The organism is Pseudomonas sp. LBUM1644 (assembly GCF_059716195.1).
The window spans coordinates 2,843,071-2,863,059 of sequence record NZ_CP166812.1 but is presented as its reverse complement, the minus strand read 5'-3'; the positions used below and the strand labels follow the sequence as shown (position 1 = coordinate 2,863,059).

19 protein-coding genes are annotated in these 19,989 nt (G+C 59.5%); 7 read left to right on the top strand and 12 right to left on the bottom strand.

Going from position 1 to position 19,989, the window contains the following annotated elements; translation table 11 throughout:
- Positions 1–8: 8 nt before the first annotated feature.
- The 5 genes from ACA052_RS12965 to ACA052_RS12945 are packed head-to-tail and all read right to left on the bottom strand — an operon-like array spanning position 9 to position 3,851.
- The gene (locus ACA052_RS12965) at positions 9–839 is read right to left on the bottom strand and encodes a DUF2797 domain-containing protein (RefSeq protein ID WP_497650026.1); all 831 of its coding nucleotides are present in this window, start codon (positions 837–839) and stop codon (positions 9–11) included.
- The gene (locus ACA052_RS12960) at positions 836–1,096 is read right to left on the bottom strand and encodes a YeaC family protein (RefSeq protein ID WP_497650025.1); all 261 of its coding nucleotides are present in this window, start codon (positions 1,094–1,096) and stop codon (positions 836–838) included. The genes ACA052_RS12965 and ACA052_RS12960 overlap by 4 nt, the downstream gene beginning before the upstream one ends.
- 27 nt (positions 1,097–1,123) lie before the next feature.
- Positions 1,124–1,993: a rhomboid family intramembrane serine protease gene (locus ACA052_RS12955; RefSeq protein WP_497650024.1), complete on the bottom strand. Its 870-nt coding sequence runs from the start codon at positions 1,991–1,993 to the stop codon at positions 1,124–1,126.
- Complete coding sequence (locus ACA052_RS12950) at positions 1,990–2,961, bottom strand: metallophosphoesterase (RefSeq protein WP_497650023.1); 972 nt, start codon at positions 2,959–2,961, stop codon at positions 1,990–1,992. The genes ACA052_RS12955 and ACA052_RS12950 overlap by 4 nt, the downstream gene beginning before the upstream one ends.
- Positions 2,961–3,851 (bottom strand): NAD(+) kinase, encoded by an 891-nt coding sequence (locus ACA052_RS12945; RefSeq protein ID WP_010459816.1) that lies wholly within the window; start codon positions 3,849–3,851, stop codon positions 2,961–2,963. The genes ACA052_RS12950 and ACA052_RS12945 overlap by 1 nt, the downstream gene beginning before the upstream one ends.
- Before the next feature lie 108 nt (positions 3,852–3,959).
- Here ACA052_RS12945 and ACA052_RS12940 point away from each other — a divergent pair, with 108 nt between their 5' ends.
- Positions 3,960–4,910, top strand: a complete 951-nt coding sequence (locus ACA052_RS12940; protein WP_497650022.1) for a DUF1853 family protein — start codon at positions 3,960–3,962, stop codon at positions 4,908–4,910.
- Positions 4,911–5,025: 115 nt separating this feature from the next.
- Here the strand turns inward: ACA052_RS12940 and ACA052_RS12935 are convergent, their stop codons facing one another.
- Positions 5,026–6,309 carry an arsenic transporter gene (locus ACA052_RS12935; RefSeq protein WP_497650021.1) on the bottom strand — a complete coding sequence of 428 codons (1,284 nt, stop codon included), beginning with the start codon at positions 6,307–6,309 and terminating at the stop codon, positions 5,026–5,028.
- Positions 6,310–6,476: 167 nt separating this feature from the next.
- Entirely contained in the window at positions 6,477–7,037 is a 561-nt protein-coding gene (locus ACA052_RS12930) for an NADPH-dependent FMN reductase (protein ID WP_497650020.1), read from the bottom strand.
- A gap of 175 nt (positions 7,038–7,212) precedes the next feature.
- Here ACA052_RS12930 and ACA052_RS12925 point away from each other — a divergent pair, with 175 nt between their 5' ends.
- Both ACA052_RS12925 and ACA052_RS12920 read left to right on the top strand, forming a co-directional pair.
- Complete coding sequence (locus tag ACA052_RS12925) at positions 7,213–7,473, top strand: hypothetical protein (protein WP_497650019.1); 261 nt, start codon at positions 7,213–7,215, stop codon at positions 7,471–7,473.
- An 86-nt stretch (positions 7,474–7,559) separates the two neighbouring features.
- Positions 7,560–8,453, top strand: coding sequence for a LysR family transcriptional regulator (locus ACA052_RS12920; RefSeq protein ID WP_497650018.1), 894 nt, complete (start codon positions 7,560–7,562; stop codon positions 8,451–8,453).
- Here ACA052_RS12920 and ACA052_RS12915 read toward each other — a convergent pair.
- From ACA052_RS12915 to ACA052_RS12895, 5 genes are all read right to left on the bottom strand, one after another.
- Complete coding sequence (locus ACA052_RS12915) at positions 8,419–9,033, bottom strand: GNAT family N-acetyltransferase (RefSeq protein ID WP_497650017.1); 615 nt, start codon at positions 9,031–9,033, stop codon at positions 8,419–8,421. The genes ACA052_RS12920 and ACA052_RS12915 overlap by 35 nt on opposite strands.
- A gap of 14 nt (positions 9,034–9,047) precedes the next feature.
- On the bottom strand, positions 9,048–11,303 hold the full coding sequence (locus ACA052_RS12910; protein WP_497650016.1) for an Orn/Lys/Arg family decarboxylase: 2,256 nt from the start codon (positions 11,301–11,303) through the stop codon (positions 9,048–9,050).
- Between the two features lie 217 nt (positions 11,304–11,520).
- The gene (dnaQ, locus tag ACA052_RS12905) at positions 11,521–12,279 is read right to left on the bottom strand and encodes a DNA polymerase III subunit epsilon (RefSeq protein WP_497650015.1); all 759 of its coding nucleotides are present in this window, start codon (positions 12,277–12,279) and stop codon (positions 11,521–11,523) included.
- A gap of 170 nt (positions 12,280–12,449) precedes the next feature.
- A complete protein-coding gene (gene rnhA / locus ACA052_RS12900; protein ID WP_008028618.1) occupies positions 12,450–12,902 on the bottom strand; it encodes a ribonuclease HI in 453 nt (150 codons plus the stop codon).
- A 92-nt stretch (positions 12,903–12,994) separates the two neighbouring features.
- Complete coding sequence (locus ACA052_RS12895; RefSeq protein ID WP_497650014.1) at positions 12,995–13,753, bottom strand: methyltransferase domain-containing protein; 759 nt, start codon at positions 13,751–13,753, stop codon at positions 12,995–12,997.
- Between the two features lie 65 nt (positions 13,754–13,818).
- Between ACA052_RS12895 and gloB the strand changes: the two genes are divergently transcribed.
- The 4 genes from gloB to ACA052_RS12875 all read left to right on the top strand — a co-directional run bounded on the left by gloB (position 13,819) and on the right by ACA052_RS12875 (position 19,989).
- The gene (gene gloB / locus ACA052_RS12890) at positions 13,819–14,586 is read left to right on the top strand and encodes a hydroxyacylglutathione hydrolase (RefSeq protein WP_497650316.1); all 768 of its coding nucleotides are present in this window, start codon (positions 13,819–13,821) and stop codon (positions 14,584–14,586) included.
- A gap of 99 nt (positions 14,587–14,685) precedes the next feature.
- Entirely contained in the window at positions 14,686–16,140 is a 1,455-nt protein-coding gene (locus ACA052_RS12885; RefSeq protein ID WP_497650013.1) for a transglycosylase SLT domain-containing protein, read from the top strand.
- Between the two features lie 178 nt (positions 16,141–16,318).
- Entirely contained in the window at positions 16,319–18,151 is a 1,833-nt protein-coding gene (locus ACA052_RS12880) for an extracellular solute-binding protein (protein WP_497650012.1), read from the top strand.
- Positions 18,148–19,989: an extracellular solute-binding protein gene (locus ACA052_RS12875; RefSeq protein WP_497650011.1), complete on the top strand. Its 1,842-nt coding sequence runs from the start codon at positions 18,148–18,150 to the stop codon at positions 19,987–19,989. Before ACA052_RS12880 ends, ACA052_RS12875 begins: the two co-directional genes overlap by 4 nt.

Sequence of the window (19,989 nt, the reverse complement as noted above, 5' to 3'; positions counted from 1 at the left end):
TGGAGTCCTTACTGATGCACGGCGAGCTGATAGGCCGTGTATTTACGAATATTGATCACGCCGGTGTCGAAGATCAGGTATTGGCCCTTGATCCCCAGCAGCGTGCCTTCGGCAATCGGGTTCTTGTCCAGGTTGAAGCTGACAATCTTCGCCGGGTATTGCTCGACCGGGTAGCGGATTTCGAGCGGCTCTACGTCGGCAATGGTCTGGATCGCCTGTAGGCCGAATCGTTCCTGCAAGCCTTGCAGCCCTTCGGCGCAGCTGTCGAACAGCTGATCGCGAACTTCGGCAAGGTCCACCGAAACGGCTTCACCCTTGAGTAAAGCACGCCAGTTGGTCTTGTCGGCGACCTGACTGCGGAACAGGTCTTCGACGAAGCCTGACTGCTGACGGGTCGACACGCGCATGATCGGCAACGCCTGACGGGCGCCCTGGTCGATCCAGCGGGTCGGCAGCTGGGTGGCGCGGGTAATCCCGACTTTCACTCCGGACGAATTCGACAGGTAGACAATGTGATCGGTCATGCAGAACTTCTCGCCCCACTCCGGTTCGCGGCAGGTGCCAGCGTCGTAGTGGCACCGTTCCGGACTCATGATGCAGAGGTCGCACTGCGCCAGTTTGGTCATGCAGGGGTAGCAGTAACCCTGGCTGAAACTGGTTTTGGTCTTGCGCCCGCAATGGGAACAGAAAATCGCCCCCAGGTATTCCAGACGAACCGTGCTGCCGATCAACGGATTGACCGGCACCTCGATGTCGCCCAGACGAAAGGCGTACTGCACGTCAGACCCGTCAAGACGCGCCGACATTTTACTGATTGCACCGCGGCCAATCTCGATCAATGGATGGCATCCGACTTGAACAAGATGTTCGGCACACTGATCGACTTCGAACTGCATTCCTGCGGGCCCATATAGCCGGTGCGCTTGTCTTCCGGAAGGTTCTGGACTTCCCAGGCGATCATCGCCTGCAGCGACAGTTCGCGTTGCTCGGCGGTGAGTTTGCCACCGTCCGACCATTTGCCGATTTCCACCGCCAGTTTCAGGCTCTGGTAGATATCGGGGGTGATGTTTTGGATCATTTCGTGAAAAGAGGACATCAAGGTCTCCGAACTTACATAACTTTTTTAGGCGGCCAGTTTACGGCGGTTGTACAAACCACCCAACAAACCGGTCAAGCATCCGACGAGCAACCCGCCGACGTGGGCCGCGTTGGCAATTTCACCGAAGCCGATCATCGAGATCAGGCCCGACAGACACAGCACCAGCCACACCAGCATCATCACCAACACGCCGCGCGGCAGGCGATAAGCCCGGTTCGGCGACAGTATCTGGAAAATCCAGCAATGCCCAAGCAGCCCGTAAAGCACCCCGGACAAGCCGCCAAACAGGGTTGGGCCGCTGAAATAATATTGCGCGTAGTTGGACACCAGGCCGAACAGCAATGTCAGGCCGATCAGGTTGATACTGCCCTGGCGCGACTCGATGCGCCGGCCCAGCTCCCAGTACCACATGCCGTTCATGGCCAGGTGCAGGATGCCGAAGTGGATCAGCATCGGCGTCACCAGACGCCACCACTGCCCCGCCGCCAAACTGTCAGCCAATGGCACGAAATGGATGTATTCGCCGACGACCCGAAAATCGAGAAAGGTCAGCCAGCGCAGGGTGTCGAGGTTTTCACCGAGCAGCGTCACTGCGCCGACGATCAGGCTCAGCAGCAACACCAGGCCGGTCGCTCTGGCATGGCGTAGCTGCTCGGCAAAACCGGGGCGCTTGATGGTCTGCGCAACGGGAATTTCCAGTTGCTGATCAGGGTCGCCCGCCGGGAAGCGCTCATACAACGAGCGAACGTCTTCACTGATGTTGGCCGGCACCCACAACACCTGTTCACCCGCTTCTTCGCTGACGCGATACGGCACCTGCATGCGTTGCAGCAGAATGACGAACCCGCTCAAGTCCACTGCCAACGGCAGCCGCAATACGGCAACAGCAGTCATTGCAGCGCCTCCGGCCGCTCGACATCGACCCAGACAAATTTGTTCGGGTCGAGCCGGGTTTCCTGGTCCAGTCGATAGGCGACCAGTTTGCCGTAGAGCACTGCGCTGTAATCCAGGCAGGCCAGGTTCGGACGGATCGGCGCCGGTTTACCGCTGCGCCAGTAGTGGCCGACGAACAACAAAGGTTCATCGATGCCATAGCGCAGCAGGGTGTCCTTTTCGGTGGAAGACAGCGGCGTGCGGGCCACGGGATCGGGCAATGCATCGGGCTGGAACACAATGTCTCCGTAGGTTTGCGGGTCGTCTTCCCAGAATTTGGTGCGGAAAAACGAACGCACCAGGCCATCGCCGCTGGTCATGGTCAAGCCATGCGGCAAACGCATGTCGGTGCCACGCAGCAAACGGTCAAACACGGTACACGCGAAGCTGCCCGGCACAGCCGAAGCCTGAAGGAAATGTTCATCGATGCAACCGTTGGAAAACTGCGCACGCAGCGGCTCGATCAGCCCCGAATCCCAGCAGGCGTGCACCACCCGGAAGCGCCCGGCATCCACAAACAGGGGCATTTCGTAGAACCATTGCTGGAAGTCGTGCCAGTCGCCGGGATGGTGTTCAAATTGAGTCAGGGTTTCACCCAGCAAGCGGGCGTGACGCGGCGTGTGCTCACGCACGAATTGCTTGCCGCTGCCCGGTGGTGCCGGGGTGCTCCAGCCAAGGGCGTTGAATTCATGGTTGCCCATGATGCACAACGCCTGGCCTGCCTCGACCATGTCATGAACGATGTGCAGCGCTTCACGAATCCGCGGGCCGCGGTCGATGATGTCACCGACGAACACCGCCATACGCGACGAATGCCGCCAGACGCCACTTTGTTTGTGATAACCGAGCCGGTCGAGCAAATGCTCAAGGGTCAGAGCGCAACCGTGCACGTCACCGATCAGGTCGTAGCTACGCGCGGGATCGAGCATCAATCGCCTCCACCCCCCAACCGACTGCCCCAGCCGAGCTTGGTCCGGCAGACTTCATAATAGTTGTGGTCGAGCGGGTGAATCAGCCGCAGCTTCTGCGCCTTTTTGCTGATGGTGATGGTGTCACCCGGCGCGCAGGTGAAGTGGTTCTGCCCGTCACACGAGACTTGCGGGTAGATCTGCATATCCTTGGACACGACGATTTTCAGCTCACTGTTGCCATCGACCACAATTGGCCTGCCTGACAAGGTATGGGGGTACATCGGCACAATCACAATAGCGTCGAGCTTGGGATGCATGATCGGGCCGCCCGCCGACAGCGCGTAGGCGGTCGAACCGGTTGGCGTGGCGACGATCAGGCCATCGGCCTTCTGGCTGCAGACGAACTGGCCATCGATGTACAACTCGAACTCGATCATGCGCGTCGACTTGCCGGGGTGCAGCACCACGTCGTTCAGTGCATCGCCCTGGCCAATGGCCTCGGCATGGCGCCGGACTTCGGCCTGCAACAGGAAGCGGTTTTCCACCAGGTAGTGGCCGTCGAGCACTTCGGCGACTTTGACTTCCAGCTCGTCGGGGCGAATATCGGTCAGGAAACCCAGGCTGCCACGGTTGATGCCGAGCACCGGGATATTGTGTCGGGCCAGGGCACGTGCGGCGCCCAGCAGGCTACCGTCCCCGCCGACGACAATCACCATGTCACAGACTTCACCGAGCATCTTGCGCGAGGACGTTTGCAGGCCATGACCCGGCAGTACTTCGGCGATGGTGTCTTCGAGGATCACGTGCAGGTGACGATCGAGCAGAAACCGTTTCAGTCGGCGGACGGTATCCAGCACCTGCGAACTGCCCAGGCGACCGATGATGCCGATATTACGAAATTGCTCCATGGGGCTCCTGCGGGGCAGCGAAAAAACACGATTATGGGCGAAAGCGCAGGATAGACAAAATCCTTTCAGCCACAAGGATGACCTCCTGTTTAAGGCTATGCTCGCAAGATGATCCTATTTCCCGAGTTGTTACAGTTACCCCACCAGTTACGCCACCCCGAAGTGCGTGACCTGGCGTGGGTCATCCTCGCCCCGCCCATGCTCGCCAACACGCCGTGGCCACAGCGTCATCCGCTGACCGGCAGCGACTGGGTGCAGGCACCGGAGCGCCTGGAACTGTGGCTGCGGCAACTGGATCGCGACAGCTATGACTTGTTGCACTGGCTGGCCCAGGCGCGAACCCGGCGCCTCGGCCTGTATTACGAACGTCTGTGGCAATACGCTGTGCGGCATGCGCCGGGTATCGAGCTGATCGCCGCCAATATGCCGATTCGTCGCGAGGGCCATACGCTGGGCGAACTTGACATGCTGTTGCGCGATCGCGACGGCGTGCACCATCTGGAGCTGGCGATCAAGCTCTACCTCGGCCCACAAAAAGGCGACGGTCACGATACTGCGCAGTGGCTGGGCCCGGGCTGCCACGATCGACTGGACCGAAAACTGGCGCACCTGAGCCAGCATCAGTTGCCGATTTCCGCGCGACCCGAGAGCCGCGAGGTGCTGGCAGCGCTGGATATCCAGCAGTTCAGCGCGCACTTATGGCTGGGCGGCTATTTGTTGTACCCATGGCCGGGACAAGCCGATTCCCCGAGCGGCGCGCATCCGCAGCATTTGCGCGGCAGCTGGCTGCATCAAAAGGACTGGCCGGCGTTTGTTCAGCAACGGCCTTTCGGTCGCTGGCAACCCCTGCCCCGTCACGCCTGGCTCGCGCCGGCGCACTACCCCGTCGACCAGACCTGGACCACGGAACAGTTGGCGGCATGGCTGCGCGATATCGAACCGCTGGCGCCGGCGCAGTTGCTGGTTCGGCTGGTTGAAAATGCTGACGGCGATTGGGAGGAAGCGGAGCGGCTATTTCTGGTGGCGGATCTGTGGCCGAATGTACCGGGCAGTGGCTGAGATTTTGTAGTGTCTGGGCCGGCCCCTTCGCGGGCAAGCCCGCTCCCACATTTGATCTCCATTTTGACGAAGATCCCTGTGGGAGCGGGCTTGCTCGCGAAAGGGCCAACCCGGTTCAGATGGACAACCGCAATGCCAGCGCCGCCAAGGTCACCAGCAAAACAGGCACCGTCAACACGATCCCGACCTTGAAGTAATACCCCCAGCCAATCCGAATATTCTTGCGCTCCAGCACATGCAGCCACAACAGCGTCGCCAGACTGCCGATCGGCGTGATTTTCGGCCCCAGGTCGCTGCCGATGACATTGGCGTAGATCATCGCCTCTTTCACCACCCCGGTCGCCTGACTCGCATCAATCGATAGCAGGCCGATCAGCACCGTCGGCAGGTTGTTCATGATCGACGACAACAGCGCTGTCAGCACCCCGGTGCCCATGGCCGCGCCCCAAACACCGTAGGCGGCAAAGCCGTCCAGCCAGCTGGCCAGATACCCGGTGAGCCCTGCATTGCGTAGCCCATAGACCACCAAATACATACCGAGCGAAAAAATCACGATCTGCCATGGCGCTTCTTTCATCACTTTGCGCGTGGAGATCTTGTGACCTCGGGCGGCAATCGCCAGCAGCAACGCCGCGCACACTGCCGAAATGGCGCTGATCGGAATTCCCAGCGGTTCCAGGGCAAAGCAGCCGAGCAACAAAATTACCAGCACGGCCCAACCGGCATAAAACGTTGCTTTGTCATGGATCGCAGACTCAGGCGACTCAAGTTGTTCCGGGTCGTAATCCTTGGGGATGTCGCGCCGGAAGAACCACATCAGCACCGCCAGCGTTGCCGCGACACTCACCAGGTTGACCGGGATCATCACCGCCGCGTAGCGGTTGAAGCCGATGTGGAAGAAGTCCGCGGAAACGATGTTCACCAGGTTCGACACCACCAGCGGCAGGCTGGCGGTGTCGGCGATGAAGCCGGCGCCCATGACGAACGCCAGGGTCGCCGCGGGCGAAAAGCGCAGCGCCAGCAACATCGAAATCACGATGGGCGTGAGTATCAGCGCCGCGCCGTCGTTGGCAAACAGCGCCGACACCAATGCCCCGAGCAGCACCATATAGGCAAAAAGTTTGCGCCCGCTGCCCCGCCCCCAACGGGCCACGTGCAGCGCCGCCCAGGCAAACAACCCCGCCTCATCCAGCAGCAGGCTGATGATGATCAGTGCAACAAAGGTGCCCGTGGCGTTCCAGATGATCTGCCATACCAGCGGGATATCGCTCAGGTGCACTACGCCAAGGATCAGCGCCAGCACCGCGCCGAATACCGCACTCCAACCGACACCGAGGCCCTTGGGTTGCCAGATCACCAGGGTGATGGTCAGCAGGAAAATCAACGACGCTACGAGCATGCCAGGCCAGCCTTTATACAGGGGCCGCCAAAATAACCGAATTCACCACGCGGGTGTAGGAGCGAGCTTGCTCGCGATGGAGTTAAAGGCAATGCGTTTATCCAGAAAAAACGCGTTATCGTTAACCTCCATCGTGAGCAAGCTCGCTCCTACAAGGTTATGTGGTGTCAGACCTTTTTGTGTTGTTCCACCCACTGACCATAGGCATTGATGAAACTCTGCAAAAACGGCTTCACCGACTCAGACAACTTGCCCGCCTCGTCGAAGGCCGAACCGGCCCCACTTAGATAGGCCTCCGGTTGCTGCATGCACGGCACATTGAGAAACACCATGGACTGACGCAAATGGTGGTTGGCGCCAAATCCGCCGATTGCCCCCGGTGAAACACTGATGACTGCGCCAGGCTTGCCGCTCCAGGCGCTTTTGCCATAGGGACGCGAACCCACATCAATTGCATTCTTCAACGGCGCAGGTACGGAACGATTGTATTCCGGGGTCACAAACAGCACCGCGTCGGATGAACTCACTTGTTGCCGGAAAGTGCTGTAGGCTGCCGGCGGTGAAGCACCATCGATGTCTTCGTTATAGAGCGGCAGATCGCCGATTTCGACGATGTTGAGCTTGAGATTGGCCGGTGCCAGGTCGGCCAGGGCCAGCGCAACCTTGCGATTGATCGATTCCTTTCTCAAGCTGCCGACCACTACGGCGATCGTATAGACGTTGCTCATGGAAGATTCTCGACTGTTCGATAGAAAGAGCTTGTAGTTATAGATGACGAATCAAGCAGTGAGCGGCTGAAAACTACCGCCCTGACTATTTTTTTCTTGTAGGAAAACTTACATCGCCCAAGCACGGTCTACAGAACCGCAAATTGAGTGATTTATCTCCAGAGGTTCTAAGCAGATGGCAGCAGTACTCGTCGGTCAGTTCCATGCAAGAGACGCGGAAGGCCGTGTTTATTCCGTGCATGAGTTCCAGGAATCCACCCCGTCGGCAGACGGCCTCGTCGGCTCCGCGCCTGTCACCACCTATAAGCTGGCCATTGGCGATCGTGTCAACAAGCTCGATGACAACCAGTTTTTGCTGGTGCAATCGAACGTCACCATCGTTCGCGAACCCGACACCTATGTCGGTAGCCTGCCGGAAACCACCGTCGCTTCATAACCTCGCGTTATGAGCAGAAGTCATATGCGCGGACTTGGGTTAGGATTCAGCCACTGAATCCCACCTGCTGAACATGGACTTCACGCATGCGTTTACGCCATATCGAAGTGATCCAGGCGCTTTTGCAGACCGGTCACCTGGGCACCGCCGCCGAATGGCTGCAGTTGCCGGTGGCCGAGGTTGAACGCATTCTGCGCGACGCCGAGGATCAGTTGGGCTTCATGCTGTTTTCCAGCGTGCGCGGACGCTTGCAGGCCACGCGCGAGGCGCGGGAGTTGCAGGTCGGGATCAACCACGTCTACGACGCACTTGAACCGGTCCAGCGCCTGGCCGCCAGCCTGAAGCAATATCAGGCACCGCCACTTCGAATTATCTGCACCCCGCCGCTGGCCCAGCAACTGTTGCCACAGAGCATCGCGGTACTGCGTCGGCGTCTTCCCGATGCGCCTTGCACCCTCCTCAGCCAGCCCACCCGCGACATCGTCAGAAGCTTGTTGCTGCACGAAAGCGATCTGGGGCTGAGCCTGCACGATCCCGATCACGCCGACATCCATTGCCAAGTGATTGCCCAAGGCAAGCTGCAACTGCTGGCGCCCCATGGCTGGCTGCAACCGAAGCAGAAGTACATCTCGCTGCAAGACTTGGCGGGCCAGTCAATGGTTGGGCTGGAGGGCCAGGATCCGCTGAGTCCGGCACTCGAGCACAAATTACATGCCTTGCGCCCCGCCCCGGTCATCCAGACCCGGGTACAGACTCACCAGATGATGCGCAGCATGGTCGAAGCCGGAGAAGGCCTGGCCATTGTCGACCCGTTCACGGCCCTGGGCGCCCGTTCGGCCGGGCTGGATGCCTGTCCGCTGGCGCCTGCCGTGCCGATCAGCCTGTATGCCTTGACCCTCAAGAATGGCGAACCATCAGCGGCCGTTCAGGCATTGCTGGACATCGTCACGGAACAAGCCGCGGCGATGCTAACGAACTGAGTGGGTTTTCCAGCGGGTTATCGAACAATCGATACCAGAACAACGCCACTTCGGCGGTGTTCGGGTCGATACCGCGATAACGCAAATGATCGATCCCGCCAATTACGTAACCGCTGCGTTCATAGAGGCGGCAGGCCCCAAGATTGTTGTTCTGGGTCTCGAGCATGATGCCCGGGAGTTTCTTTTTGCGACTCCAGAACTGCGCGACATCCAGCAGCGCCTTGGCCACGCCATGCCGTCGCGCCGGCGCATGGACCGCCAACTCGTCGATATGGGCAAAACCGTTCCAGTTGGTGCTGACGACCAGGTGGCCCACTGGCTCGTCGTCGAGATAGGCCATGAAAATGGCGCTGTCGGGGGCATCCCGGAAACTGCTGAACTCCTCAGGATCAATGCCGTAGCACTTGCGGTAAGGCGTGATGGGGGTGACCGGCCACTGTTCCACCGGTTGACCGATTTCAGGCGTGCCATAGGCGACGACTTCAAAACTGAAATCGCTGCCCCAGATGTAGGCGGCGAAGCCATCGTCGGCCACACGCACCGACAGCCCTGGGTATTTTGGATTCATGAGCGGTTGCATACTGGGAAAGGTCCTCATTCCTTGATGCAATCGACGGTGTAGTGCCGTCCATTGCCCTCGTCTTCGTGTTGCAAGCCGTGCACATCAGCGACAAACCCCGGGAAGCTGCTGTCGAATGTACGGGCAAACGCCAGGTAATCGATGATCGAGCGTGTCGACTCGGTAAATCGCTCACCGGGCATGATCAACGGAATCCCCGGCGGGTATGGCACCAGCATCACGGCCGCGATCCGCCCATCCAGAGCATCGATCGAAACCGCTTCAACATCGCCACGCACCAGTTGATCATAGGCGTCAGCTGGCTTCATGGCGATTTCCGGCAGCACCGTGTACATGCGCTTGAGGTGCTTGGCCGTGGCATTGCTGCGATAACAGGCATGCAATTGATCACACAGATCGCGCAAACCCATGCCCTGATAGCGCGCGACGTTTTCTTGCGCCACGCACGGCAGGCAACCCGCCAGACTGACATTGGCATCGTAGCTGCGCTTGAACTCCAGCAACTCGGTCAACAGCGTGCTCCATTTGCCCTTGGTGATGCCCATGGAGAACAACACCAGGAACGAATACAAACCGGTCTTTTCAACCACCAGCCCACGCTCCCAGAGGAATTTACTGACGACCGCAGCCGGAATCCCACGCTCGCTCAGGGCACCGCCAGCGGTCAGGCCGGGCATCACCAGAGTCACTTTGATCGGATCGAGCAGCACGTAGTCGTCGGACACGCCACCGAAGCCGTGCCAGTCGGCGTCAGGCTGTAGCAGCCAGTCTTCGGTGATCACGCGATCAATCCCCGCCACCGACGGCGGCTGCCAGATGGAAAACCACCAGTCGTCGGCGGCGATGTGCTGCCGCAGATTGGCCAAGGCCCGGCGGAAACTCAGCGCCTCGTCAAACATCTCCTGCAACAGCGAACGTCCGGCGGGACCTTCCATCATGGCGGACGCCACGTCCAGAGAAGCGATGATGCTGTATTGCGGCGACGTGGAGATATGCATCATGAACGCTTCGTTGAAGCGGTCACGGTCGAGTTGCCGCGCGCCGCCATCCTGGACATGAATCATCGAGGCCTGGCTGAACGCGGCCAGCAATTTGTGCGTGGAGTGGGTGGTGAACACCAGCGGGCTGTCTTCGCTGCGGGAAGTGCCCATGCCGTAGCGCCCGGCGAAAAATTCGTGGAACGCCGCATAGGCGTACCAGGCTTCGTCGAAGTGCAGCACCTCGACGCTGTTACCCAGGTTCTGCTTGATTAATTCAGCGTTGTAACAGAGCCCATCGTAAGTCGAATTGGTGACCACAGCCAATTTAACCTTGGGTTCACGGCCCTTGGTCAACGGGCTGGCATCGATCTTGGCCTGGATCGATTCGCGGCTGAACTCGCTCAGCGGGATGGGGCCGATGATCCCCAGTTCATTGCGCTCCGGGCACAAGTACAGTGGGATGGCGCCGGTCATGATGATCGAATGCAACACCGACTTGTGGCAGTTGCGATCCACCAGCACCAGATCATCGCGAGCGACCATGGAATGCCAGACGATCTTGTTGGCGGTCGAGGTGCCATTGATCACGAAAAACGTGTGGTCCGCCCCGAAGTTACGGGCCGCGCGGGCCTCCGCCTCTGCCAGCGGGCCGGTGTGATCCAGCAACGAGCCGAGCTCCGGCACCGACACCGACAAATCCGAACGCAGGGTGTTTTCACCGAAAAACTGGTGGAACGCCTGCCCCACCGGGCTTTTGTGATAAGCCACGCCTCCACCATGTCCAGGGGTGTGCCAGGAATAATTGGAATCGGCGGTATGTTGAACGAGGGCTTTGAAAAAGGGTGGCAACAGACCATCAAGGTACTTGCGTGCCGCTCGGGCAACCTGCCGAGCCAGAAATGGCACGGTGTCTTCGAACAGATAAAGAATGCCCCGCAGTTGATTCAGCTCGTCCATGGCGTCGGCCGGGGCGTTTTCCAGCGTCACTTGCTCACCCAGGGCGAAGATCGGCAGATCCGGCGCACGAACCCGCGCGAGACCGATCAATTCGGCCATATTCTGTAACAAATGAGAATGGGCGCTGGGGTCTTCAGACGCGATCAACATGCAGGAGAGGCCATGATGGGTCGAAGCCACCAGGCGCCCCTCGGTGTAATCCACTGCCGAGACAATGCTGAAGCCTTCCTGCTCAAGCTCCCGGGCAATGCCCCGCACGCGGTCACCGGCGACGGTGTCGGCCTTGATGTCGCGATGGACGATCAGGACCGGGAATTTCAAATCTTTATACATGAGGCTCAGTGTCCTGAGGCGGCAGGCCGTGGCTTGCCAATCACCTCAGGGTAGAGGGTTCGAGGGGATGTGGCGAGCGCGATGCCCCGAAATGGGTCATTGAGTGTATTGCGGGGGTGCGGCTTTTCAAGATCAAAAGATCGCAGCCTTCGGCAGCTCCTACAGGGGGATTGCAATCCAAATGTAGGAGCTGCCGCAGGCTGCGATCTTTCAAGCTTTACGCCTGAGCCTTGGCCTCGGCCAATTGCTGCCACAGCGACGGCGCGCCGGCGGATTTGGCGATGGCTTCCAGCCGCGACACGTGTCGGGCCAGGTCATCTTCACTGGCGCGGATGACTCGTGTCGGCTGGCGATCAGCCGGCAGACGGCGAATTTCGGTCGCGGAGTTGTCAGCGCCTTCACCCGAACCATTGCCATCGGAAGCGTTACCTGCCAGCGACAGGCTGGTCTGGCCGCCGGTCATGGTCAGGTAAACGTCGGCGAGAATCTCGGAGTCGAGCAAGGCGCCGTGCAGTTCACGGCCAGAGTTGTCGACGCCATAGCGTTTGCACAAGGCGTCGAGGCTGTTGCGCTGCCCCGGGTGACGTTCCCGGGCCATCATCAGGGTGTCGAGGATCGAGCAGTGCTGCGTGATGTCCGCACGATCATGCTGGCCCATCAACGCGAATTCGTTGTTGATGAAGCCAACGTCGAACGCCGCGTTATGGATGATCAGTTGGGCGCCCTTGATGAATTCGAAGAACTCATCCGCCACTTCAGTGAAACGCGGCTTGCCCACCAGGAACTCGTTAGTAATGCCGTGGACGCCGATGGCGCCCTCGTCACTTTCGCGATCCGGCTGCAGGTAAACGTGGAAATGCCGGCCCGTCAGGCGCCGACCGATCAACTCGACACAACCGATTTCGATAATCCGGTGGCCGTCGGTCACCGGCATGCCGGTGGTTTCGGTATCGAGTACAACGGATCTGGTGGCCATTATTGCTCAGCTCTCAACGGGTCATTCGTGCAAAAGCGGCGATGTTAACACGCAACACGACCCCTGTAGGAGCTGCCGAAGGCTGCGATCTTTTGATCTTTTCGCCCTTATAAAAGCAAGATCAAAAGATCGCAGCCTTCGGCAGCTCCTACAGGGGATAGGGTGCAAAATCAGGCTTGTTTGTAGCCACGTACTTCATCCACGCCACGGTTGGCGAGTTGGTCCGCCCGCTCGTTGCCGTGATGGCCAATGTGCCCGCGCACCCATTTCCAGGTGACGTTGTGGCGATTGACCTGCTCGTCGAGCAGCTTCCACAAGTCGGCGTTTTTGACCGGCTCTTTCGCCGCCGTTTTCCAGCCGCGCTTCTTCCAGTTGTCCATCCACTCGTTGATGCCTTTCATGACGTACTGCGAGTCGGTGACCAGCAATACATCGCAAGAACGCTTGAGCTCCTCCAGGCCGCGGATTGCGCCCATCAACTCCATGCGGTTGTTGGTGGTGTTGGCTTCGCCACCCCAGAGTTCTTTTTCAACGCCCTTGCACACCAGCAGTGCGCCCCAGCCGCCAGGGCCAGGGTTGCCTTTGCAGGCGCCGTCAGTGAAGAGTTCTACGCTATCGCTCATGCCAGTCTATCCAGAAAATGCGGTGGCTCGCCGATCGATGATCGAAGATGCCCGAGGCCGGGGCTGACCCCGACCGGGAATATAAATGTGTATTACGGCTCGATATTGCGACGATTGACCTTGGCCATCGGCAACGGGATCAACTTGCCCATCGGCTCGCGCCGCTCTTGGCGGACCGGACGCAGACCGACCACGATTTTGCGTGCGACCAATAAATAGAAACCGCCGCCGGACAATTGCCAGTCACCGGCCTTACGCTCCCAACCGGCCAGACGGGCTTGCCAGGCGGGCGACGCAATCGGCGGACGATAGCACCCGAAGCGGCGTTTCTCCAGCGCAAAGCCCAGCAGGTTCAGCCAGTCAGCGACGCGCGACGGCGAAATGCAGCGCGCCTTGCGCAACGCGTCATGGGCAAATACATGACGCAAGCCCCAACTGCTCCACGGATTGATGCCGATGATTACCAGGTGCCCGCCGGGCCGCACACTGCTGGCGGCTTCACGTAGCAAACCGTGGGGCGACAGGCAGAAATCCAGCCCATGCTGCAACACCACCACGTCGGCGGCGTGCTCGCTCAGCGGCCAGGCCTGTTCCTCGCAGACAATCTCGACCCCCGGCAACGGCGCCCCGAGGCGTACATTGCGCTGGACCTGCGGCGCTGGCGGCGGCGTCTGGGCCGAGGGACCGTAATGGACCAGGTAACCGCCGAAGAACCGCCCCAGCTCGTCTTCGAGCATCCGCCGCTCTTCGTCCAGCAAAAATTGCCCGAGGGGCCCGGACAGCCATTCACGAGCCGCGCTGATCAACGCCAGCCAGTCAGGATCGGCCTGAGCGAACGCTTTATCAGTCATTGCATTCTCCAACGCGCCAGGAAGTTCTAAGATGCACCATTGTTTTCCGCTTGGCGAATCCGACGATGATACAGATCACTGCCCTGCCCGCCTTCACCGACAACTACATCTGGTTGTTACAAGACCACGACACCCGGCGCTGCGCGGTGGTTGACCCGGGCGATGCCGCGCCAGTCATTGCCTGGCTCGCGGCGAATCCGGGTTGGGTACTGAGTGACATTTTGATCACTCATCACCATCACGACCATGTCGGCGGCGTCGAACAGCTGAAAAAAGCGACAAACGCGCAGGTTTATGGCCCGGCAAGCGAAACCATTCCCGCACGGGATGTCGCCCTCAAGGACAACGACCGTATCAGCGTGCTGGGTTGTGACTTTGATGTCATCACCGTGCCAGGCCACACCTTGGGGCACATAGCCTATTACCATCTCGGCCTGCTGTTTTGCGGTGACACCCTGTTCGCCGCCGGTTGCGGACGACTGTTCGAAGGCACACCCGAGCAAATGCATGCCTCGCTGTCACGCCTGGCGGCCCTTCCGGAGGACACGCGGGTCTACTGCACGCATGAATACACGCTGAGCAACCTGCGTTTTGCTGCAGCGGTCGAACCGGGGAACCCGCATACCGCTGAACGGCTCGCCAAGGTTACGCAGCAACGTGAAGCCGGAATTATCACGCTGCCCTCGACGCTGGCCCTCGAAAAGCTGACAAACCCGTTTTTGCGTACCGGCGAAACATCTGTTAAAGAAAAAGTGGACGAACGGATGGGGACCGATAACCGGGCTCCGAGTGCGGTTTTTGCTGCCCTTCGGGCTTGGAAAGATAAGTTCTAAGCAGGCTTGTCATCAGGCTGAAAAATCTGAATGGTTGACCGCAGGGGGTGCGCTTTCTAGAATCGCCCGACATTTTTGCCCGGAACTTACTTCCAGCCAATGTCGTCATCTATTCGTAAAGCCATCAATTCAGACGCATTGACCCGCTTGGCTCAAGTCATTGCGGTGGCTGTGTCCGCCACTTTGGCGGGCTGTTCCAGTCATGTGCCGCAGACCGAAGCGGCACACACTCCGAACATCGCAGCTCGAGCCAAGCAAAAACCTATCTGGCTCAGCGAAAAACCAAGTCCACAAATCCCACAGGATGTCTGGGAGCGCATGCGCCAGGGCTTCCAGTTGCAGGATGGCCTGGGCGTCAACCCGCGCATCGAGCAACAGCGCCTGTGGTTCGCCAGTAACCCGTCCTTCCTCGAAAACGCCGGCGAACGCGGCAGCCTGTACATCCACTACATCATCGAACGCCTTGAAGAACGCAACATGCCGCTGGAACTGGCGCTGCTGCCGGTCATTGAAAGCGCCTACAACCCGATGGCCTATTCCCGGGCCGACGCGGTGGGTCTTTGGCAATTCATCCCTTCCACCGGGCGTTACTACAACCTGCGTCAAACCCGTTTCTATGATGGCCGTCGCGATATCACCGCCTCGACCACCGCCGCCATGGATTACCTGACCCGCCTGCATGACATGTTCAACGGCGACTGGCTATTGGCACTGGCGGCCTACAACGCCGGTGAAGGCACCGTCAGCCGGGCCATCGAGCGTAACGAAAAGCTCGGCCTGCCGACCGATTACTGGAACCTGCCACTGCCGGCCGAAACCCAGGCTTATGTGCCGAAGTTGTTGGCCTTGTCGCAAGTGGTACTGGCGCCGGAAGCTTATGGTGTTAACCTCAGCCCGATCGCCAACGAGCCGTATTTCCAGGTCGTCGAAATCAACCAGCGCATGGACCTGTCCAAGGTTGCCGCGGTGGCCAACATCGACGAAGACGAATTGTTCCAGCTCAATCCGGCGTTCAAACAGCGTACGACCCTCGACGGCCCGCAGCATTTGCTGGTGCCAACGTCCAAGGCCCAGTTGCTGACCACCAGCCTGCAGACCATGCGTCCCGAGGAGCTGATCAGCAAGAAGCCGATCAAGCCGGTGTTCGAAGGTGCTGACGAGTCCGAAATCGCCAGCCTCAAGCGTGCCTACCGCGTCAAACGCGGCGATAACCTGGCCTCCATTGCCAAGGCCAACAAGGTCGACATCAAGGACCTGCAGCGCTGGAACAAAATGACCGGCAAGAACCTCAAGGTCGGCCAGACCCTGGTCATGCAGGACGCCACCAAACGCAACGGCGGCCGGGTCAACACTCTCGTGGCGGCAAACAGCAAAACAAAGGGTAAAACAGAAAAAGCGCAACCGCAGACCCAATACAAAGTGCAGCAAGGTGATTCGCTGTACATGGTTGCCAAGCGCTTCAATGTCGAGATGCAACACCTCAAGCGCTGGAATCCGCGTGTTGGCCAGGCGCTGAAGCCTGGTCAGATGCTGACGGTTGCTTCGCCTCGTTAATTTGAATTGACGCCAAAAAGATCGCAGCCTTCGGCAGCTCCTACAATGGATTATGTGCATCCTGTAGGAGCTGCCGAAGGCTGCGATCTTTTGCTTTTGGCCTCTGTCTTTTTCCTGTCCATACAAGCTGTTACTGTACGGCCCACAAAGCCCAAGCCGCCTGGATCGGATCTCTGACTTGAAGCGTCCCCTCCTCCTTCTCCTGATCAGCCTGGCCTTGAGCTCCCCCGCAAGCGCGACGATCAGCGAAAGCCATGGTTATGCGCAGTTCGGCACGCTCAAGTACCCGGCCAGATTTACCCACTTCGACTGGGTCAACCCGCAAGCGCCCAAGGGCGGAACATTGCGGGTGATGGCGTTTGGCACCTTCGATACGCTCAACCCGTACACGTTCAAGGGCTCAAGTCCTGTTTCCACCCCGAATTTCCTGCAATACGGTATCAACGAACTCAACGAACCGTTGATGGTCGGCACCGGCCAGTACGCGCCGTCCGGTGACGAGCCGACGTCGAGTTATGGTCTGATCGCCCAATCGGTCGAATACAGCGAAGATCGCAGCTGGGTGGTGTTCAACCTGCGCCCCGAAGCCCGCTTTCACGATGGCACGCCGATTACCGCGTACGACGTCGCGTTTTCCTACCGTTTGCTGCTCAAGGAAGGTCATCCGCAATACCGCACCAGTCTCCAGGAAGTGTCGCGGGTCGATATCCTGAGTCCGCTGCGCATTCGCTTCGTCTTCAAGCGCGCCGGCAATTCGCTGCAGATCCTTCGCCTGGGCGAGTTGCCGGTGCTGCCGCAGCATTACTGGAAAGGACGCGATTTCAAGGCCACCACCTTCGAGCCGCCGCTGGGCAGCGGGCCGTATCGCATCACTTCGGTCACGCCGGGGCGCCAGATTATTTTCGAGCGGGTGAAGAATTACTGGGGCACGGACCTGGCGGTGAATCGCGGCAAGTACAACTTCGATCGCATGGAAGTCGAGTTCTATCGAGACAGCGACGTGGCGTTCGAAGCCTTCAAGGCGGGTGAATTCGACATCTACATCGAACACCAGGCGAAAAACTGGGATAACGGCTACACCTTCCCGGCCGTTACCCGTGGCGATGTGATCAAGGCCCAAATCCCGCATCAGATCCCGACCCAGAGCCAGGGTCTGTTCATGAACAGCCGCCGCCCGACCTTTTCCGACACCAAAGTCCGTGAAGCGCTGGGGCTGATGTTCGACTTCGAGTGGACCAATCGCACCCTGTTCAGCGGCGCCTATAAGCGCGCCATGAGTTACTACCCCAATAGCGAGTTCTCTGCCACTGGCCTGCCAGTCGGCCATGAATGGCTGATGCTCAAGCCGTATCGCGAGCAACTGCCCGCCAGGCTGTTCACCGAACCATTCAGCCTGCCGCAGACTCAAGGGCGCGGCATCCCCCGGGAAACCCTGCGAAAGGCCCTGGGCTTGCTGAACGAGGCTGGCTGGAAGCTGAACGGTCAACGTATACAGAACGCGGCCGGGCAACCGTTGCGCCTGGAGATCCTGCTGGTCAACCCGAACCTGGAACGCATCCTTCAACCGTATGTCGAGAACCTCGCCAGCATCGGAATCGACGCACGGCTGCGCACGGTCGATCGCGCCCAATACAAACAGCGCCTCGATCAGTTCGATTTCGACATGATCCTGATGACCCTCAATCAAACCCTCAGCCCGGGCCTGGAGCAATGGCAGTACTTCCATTCCAGCCAGGTCGGGGTCAAGGGCAGCAAGAATTACGCAGGTATTGCCAACCCGGTGGTGGATTATTTGCTCGAACAGTTACTTGCTGCCCAAACCCGCGATGAGCAAGTTGCTGCCGGCAAAGCCCTGGACCGGGTGTTGTTGTGGCAGCACTACATCATTCCCAATTGGTACCTCAATTATCACCGTCTGGCCTACCGCAACCGGTTCGCCTTTGTCACCACGCCGCCCTACACCCTGGGCCTGAGCGCGTGGTGGCTGAAATCTTCGGAGAAAGATCAATGAAACCCGTACGCGCCCTGCTCCTGCAGGCCAGCGGGCTGTTGTTCGCCGGGTTGGCCTGCGCCGCCCCGCAACATGCCCTGACCCTGTACAACGAGCCGCCGAAATACCCGGCCGACTTTAAACATTTCGACTACGTGAACCCGGACGCGCCCAAGGGCGGAATCTTCCGCCAGGCCGGTTTCGGCGGCTTCGACAGCCTCAACCCGTTCATCAACAAGGGGGTCGCGGCCGACGATGTCGGGATGATCTACGACACCCTGGCCAAACAGGGCCTGGACGAACCGTTCACCGAGTACGGCCTGATCGCCGGCAAGATCGAGAAAGCACCGGACAACAGTTGGGTGCGTTTCTACCTGCGCCCCGAAGCCCGCTTCCATGACGGTCATCCGATACGCGCCGAGGACGTGGTGTTCAGCTTCCAGACCCTGATCAAGGACGGTGCGCCGCTGTATCGCGGTTATTACAGCGACGTGGAGGAAGCGGTCGCCGAAGACCCGCTCACGGTGCTGTTCAAGTTCAAGCACAGCAACAACCGTGAGTTGCCGCTGATCCTCGGCCAGTTGCCGGTGCTGCCCAAGCATTGGTGGGCAACCCGGGATTTCAACAAGGGCAATCTCGAAATCCCGTTGGGCAGCGGCCCCTACAAGGTCAGCGAAGTGAAGGCCGGGCGTTCGGTACGTTACGAGCGGGTCAAGGATTACTGGGGCAAGGACCTGCCGGCGAACCGTGGTTTCTATAACTTCGACGTAATGACCACCGACTACTACCGCGACAACACCGTGGCACTGGAAGCGCTCAAGGCCGGACAGTTCGATTACTGGCTGGAGATGACCGCGAAAAACTGGGCCAACGCCTACAACATCCCGGCCGTCACCGAAGGCCGGTTGATCAAGGAACAGATCCCCAACGGCAACCCGACCGGCATGCAAGGCTTCGTGTTCAACCTGCGCCGGCCAGTGTTCCAGGACGTGCGCGTGCGCCAGGCGCTGACGCTGTTGCTGGACTTCGAGTGGACCAACAAGCAACTGTTCAACGGCGCCTATGCGCGCACCCGCAGCTACTTCGAGAACTCGGAGATGGCGGCCACCGGACTGCCGGACGCCGACCAGTTGGCGATTCTCGACCCGTTCCGCGGTAAGGTCCCCGAGCAGGTGTTCAGCGAGGCATTCCAGAACCCGGTGACCGACGCCAGCGGCATGCTTCGCACCCAGCAACGCAAGGCGTACCAACTGCTGCAAGAGGCCGGCTGGCGGATCGTCGATGACAAAATGGTCGACGCCACCGGCAAACCGGTGACCATCGAGTTCCTGCTGGCCCAAACCGAATTTGAACGCGTGTTGCTGCCGTTCAAGCGCAACCTCAGCGACCTCGGCATTGATCTGGTGATCCGTCGGGTCGACGTCTCGCAATACATCAATCGCGTGCGTTCACGGGACTTCGACATGATCGTCGGCAGCTTCCCGCAGTCCAACTCGCCGGGTAACGAACAGCGCGAGTTCTGGATGTCTGCCGCCGCCGACAAACCTGGCAGCCGCAACTCCATGGGCCTGAAAGACCCGGTGGTGGACCAGTTGGTCGAGCAACTGATCAACGCCTATTCACGCAAAAGCCTGGTGGCCCACGCCCGCGCGCTGGACCGCGTGCTGCAATGGGGTTATTACGTGATCCCCAACTGGCACATCAAGACCTGGCGCGTGGCTTATTGGAACCACATCGGGCATCCGAAAATCTCACCTGCGTATGACGTCGGCATCAATACCTGGTGGATCAAGCCCAACGTGACACCGGCGTTAGAAGTCGAAACCAAACTGCAAGCCGACCCTGCGGGCACGGAGTAA

What these genes read in the sequence shown, in the direction of transcription:
- ACA052_RS12875 (WP_497650011.1), top strand. Translation starts at nt 18,148, where the DNA reads ATGAAACCCGTACGCGCCCTGCTCCTGCAGGCCAGCGGGCTGTTGTTC.
- ACA052_RS12960 (WP_497650025.1), bottom strand. Translation starts at nt 1,096, where the DNA reads ATGTCCTCTTTTCACGAAATGATCCAAAACATCACCCCCGATATCTAC.
- ACA052_RS12920 (WP_497650018.1), top strand. Translation starts at nt 7,560, where the DNA reads ATGCGTTTACGCCATATCGAAGTGATCCAGGCGCTTTTGCAGACCGGT.
- ACA052_RS12910 (WP_497650016.1), bottom strand. Translation starts at nt 11,303, where the DNA reads ATGTATAAAGATTTGAAATTCCCGGTCCTGATCGTCCATCGCGACATC.
- dnaQ (WP_497650015.1), bottom strand. Translation starts at nt 12,279, where the DNA reads ATGGCCACCAGATCCGTTGTACTCGATACCGAAACCACCGGCATGCCG.
- ACA052_RS12915 (WP_497650017.1), bottom strand. Translation starts at nt 9,033, where the DNA reads ATGCAACCGCTCATGAATCCAAAATACCCAGGGCTGTCGGTGCGTGTG.
- gloB (WP_497650316.1), top strand. Translation starts at nt 13,819, where the DNA reads ATGATACAGATCACTGCCCTGCCCGCCTTCACCGACAACTACATCTGG.
- ACA052_RS12945 (WP_010459816.1), bottom strand. Translation starts at nt 3,851, where the DNA reads ATGGAGCAATTTCGTAATATCGGCATCATCGGTCGCCTGGGCAGTTCG.
- ACA052_RS12955 (WP_497650024.1), bottom strand. Translation starts at nt 1,993, where the DNA reads ATGACTGCTGTTGCCGTATTGCGGCTGCCGTTGGCAGTGGACTTGAGC.
- rnhA (WP_008028618.1), bottom strand. Translation starts at nt 12,902, where the DNA reads ATGAGCGATAGCGTAGAACTCTTCACTGACGGCGCCTGCAAAGGCAAC.
- ACA052_RS12895 (WP_497650014.1), bottom strand. Translation starts at nt 13,753, where the DNA reads ATGACTGATAAAGCGTTCGCTCAGGCCGATCCTGACTGGCTGGCGTTG.
- ACA052_RS12950 (WP_497650023.1), bottom strand. Translation starts at nt 2,961, where the DNA reads ATGCTCGATCCCGCGCGTAGCTACGACCTGATCGGTGACGTGCACGGT.
- ACA052_RS12930 (WP_497650020.1), bottom strand. Translation starts at nt 7,037, where the DNA reads ATGAGCAACGTCTATACGATCGCCGTAGTGGTCGGCAGCTTGAGAAAG.
- ACA052_RS12925 (WP_497650019.1), top strand. Translation starts at nt 7,213, where the DNA reads ATGGCAGCAGTACTCGTCGGTCAGTTCCATGCAAGAGACGCGGAAGGC.
- ACA052_RS12935 (WP_497650021.1), bottom strand. Translation starts at nt 6,309, where the DNA reads ATGCTCGTAGCGTCGTTGATTTTCCTGCTGACCATCACCCTGGTGATC.
- ACA052_RS12885 (WP_497650013.1), top strand. Translation starts at nt 14,686, where the DNA reads ATGTCGTCATCTATTCGTAAAGCCATCAATTCAGACGCATTGACCCGC.
- ACA052_RS12940 (WP_497650022.1), top strand. Translation starts at nt 3,960, where the DNA reads ATGATCCTATTTCCCGAGTTGTTACAGTTACCCCACCAGTTACGCCAC.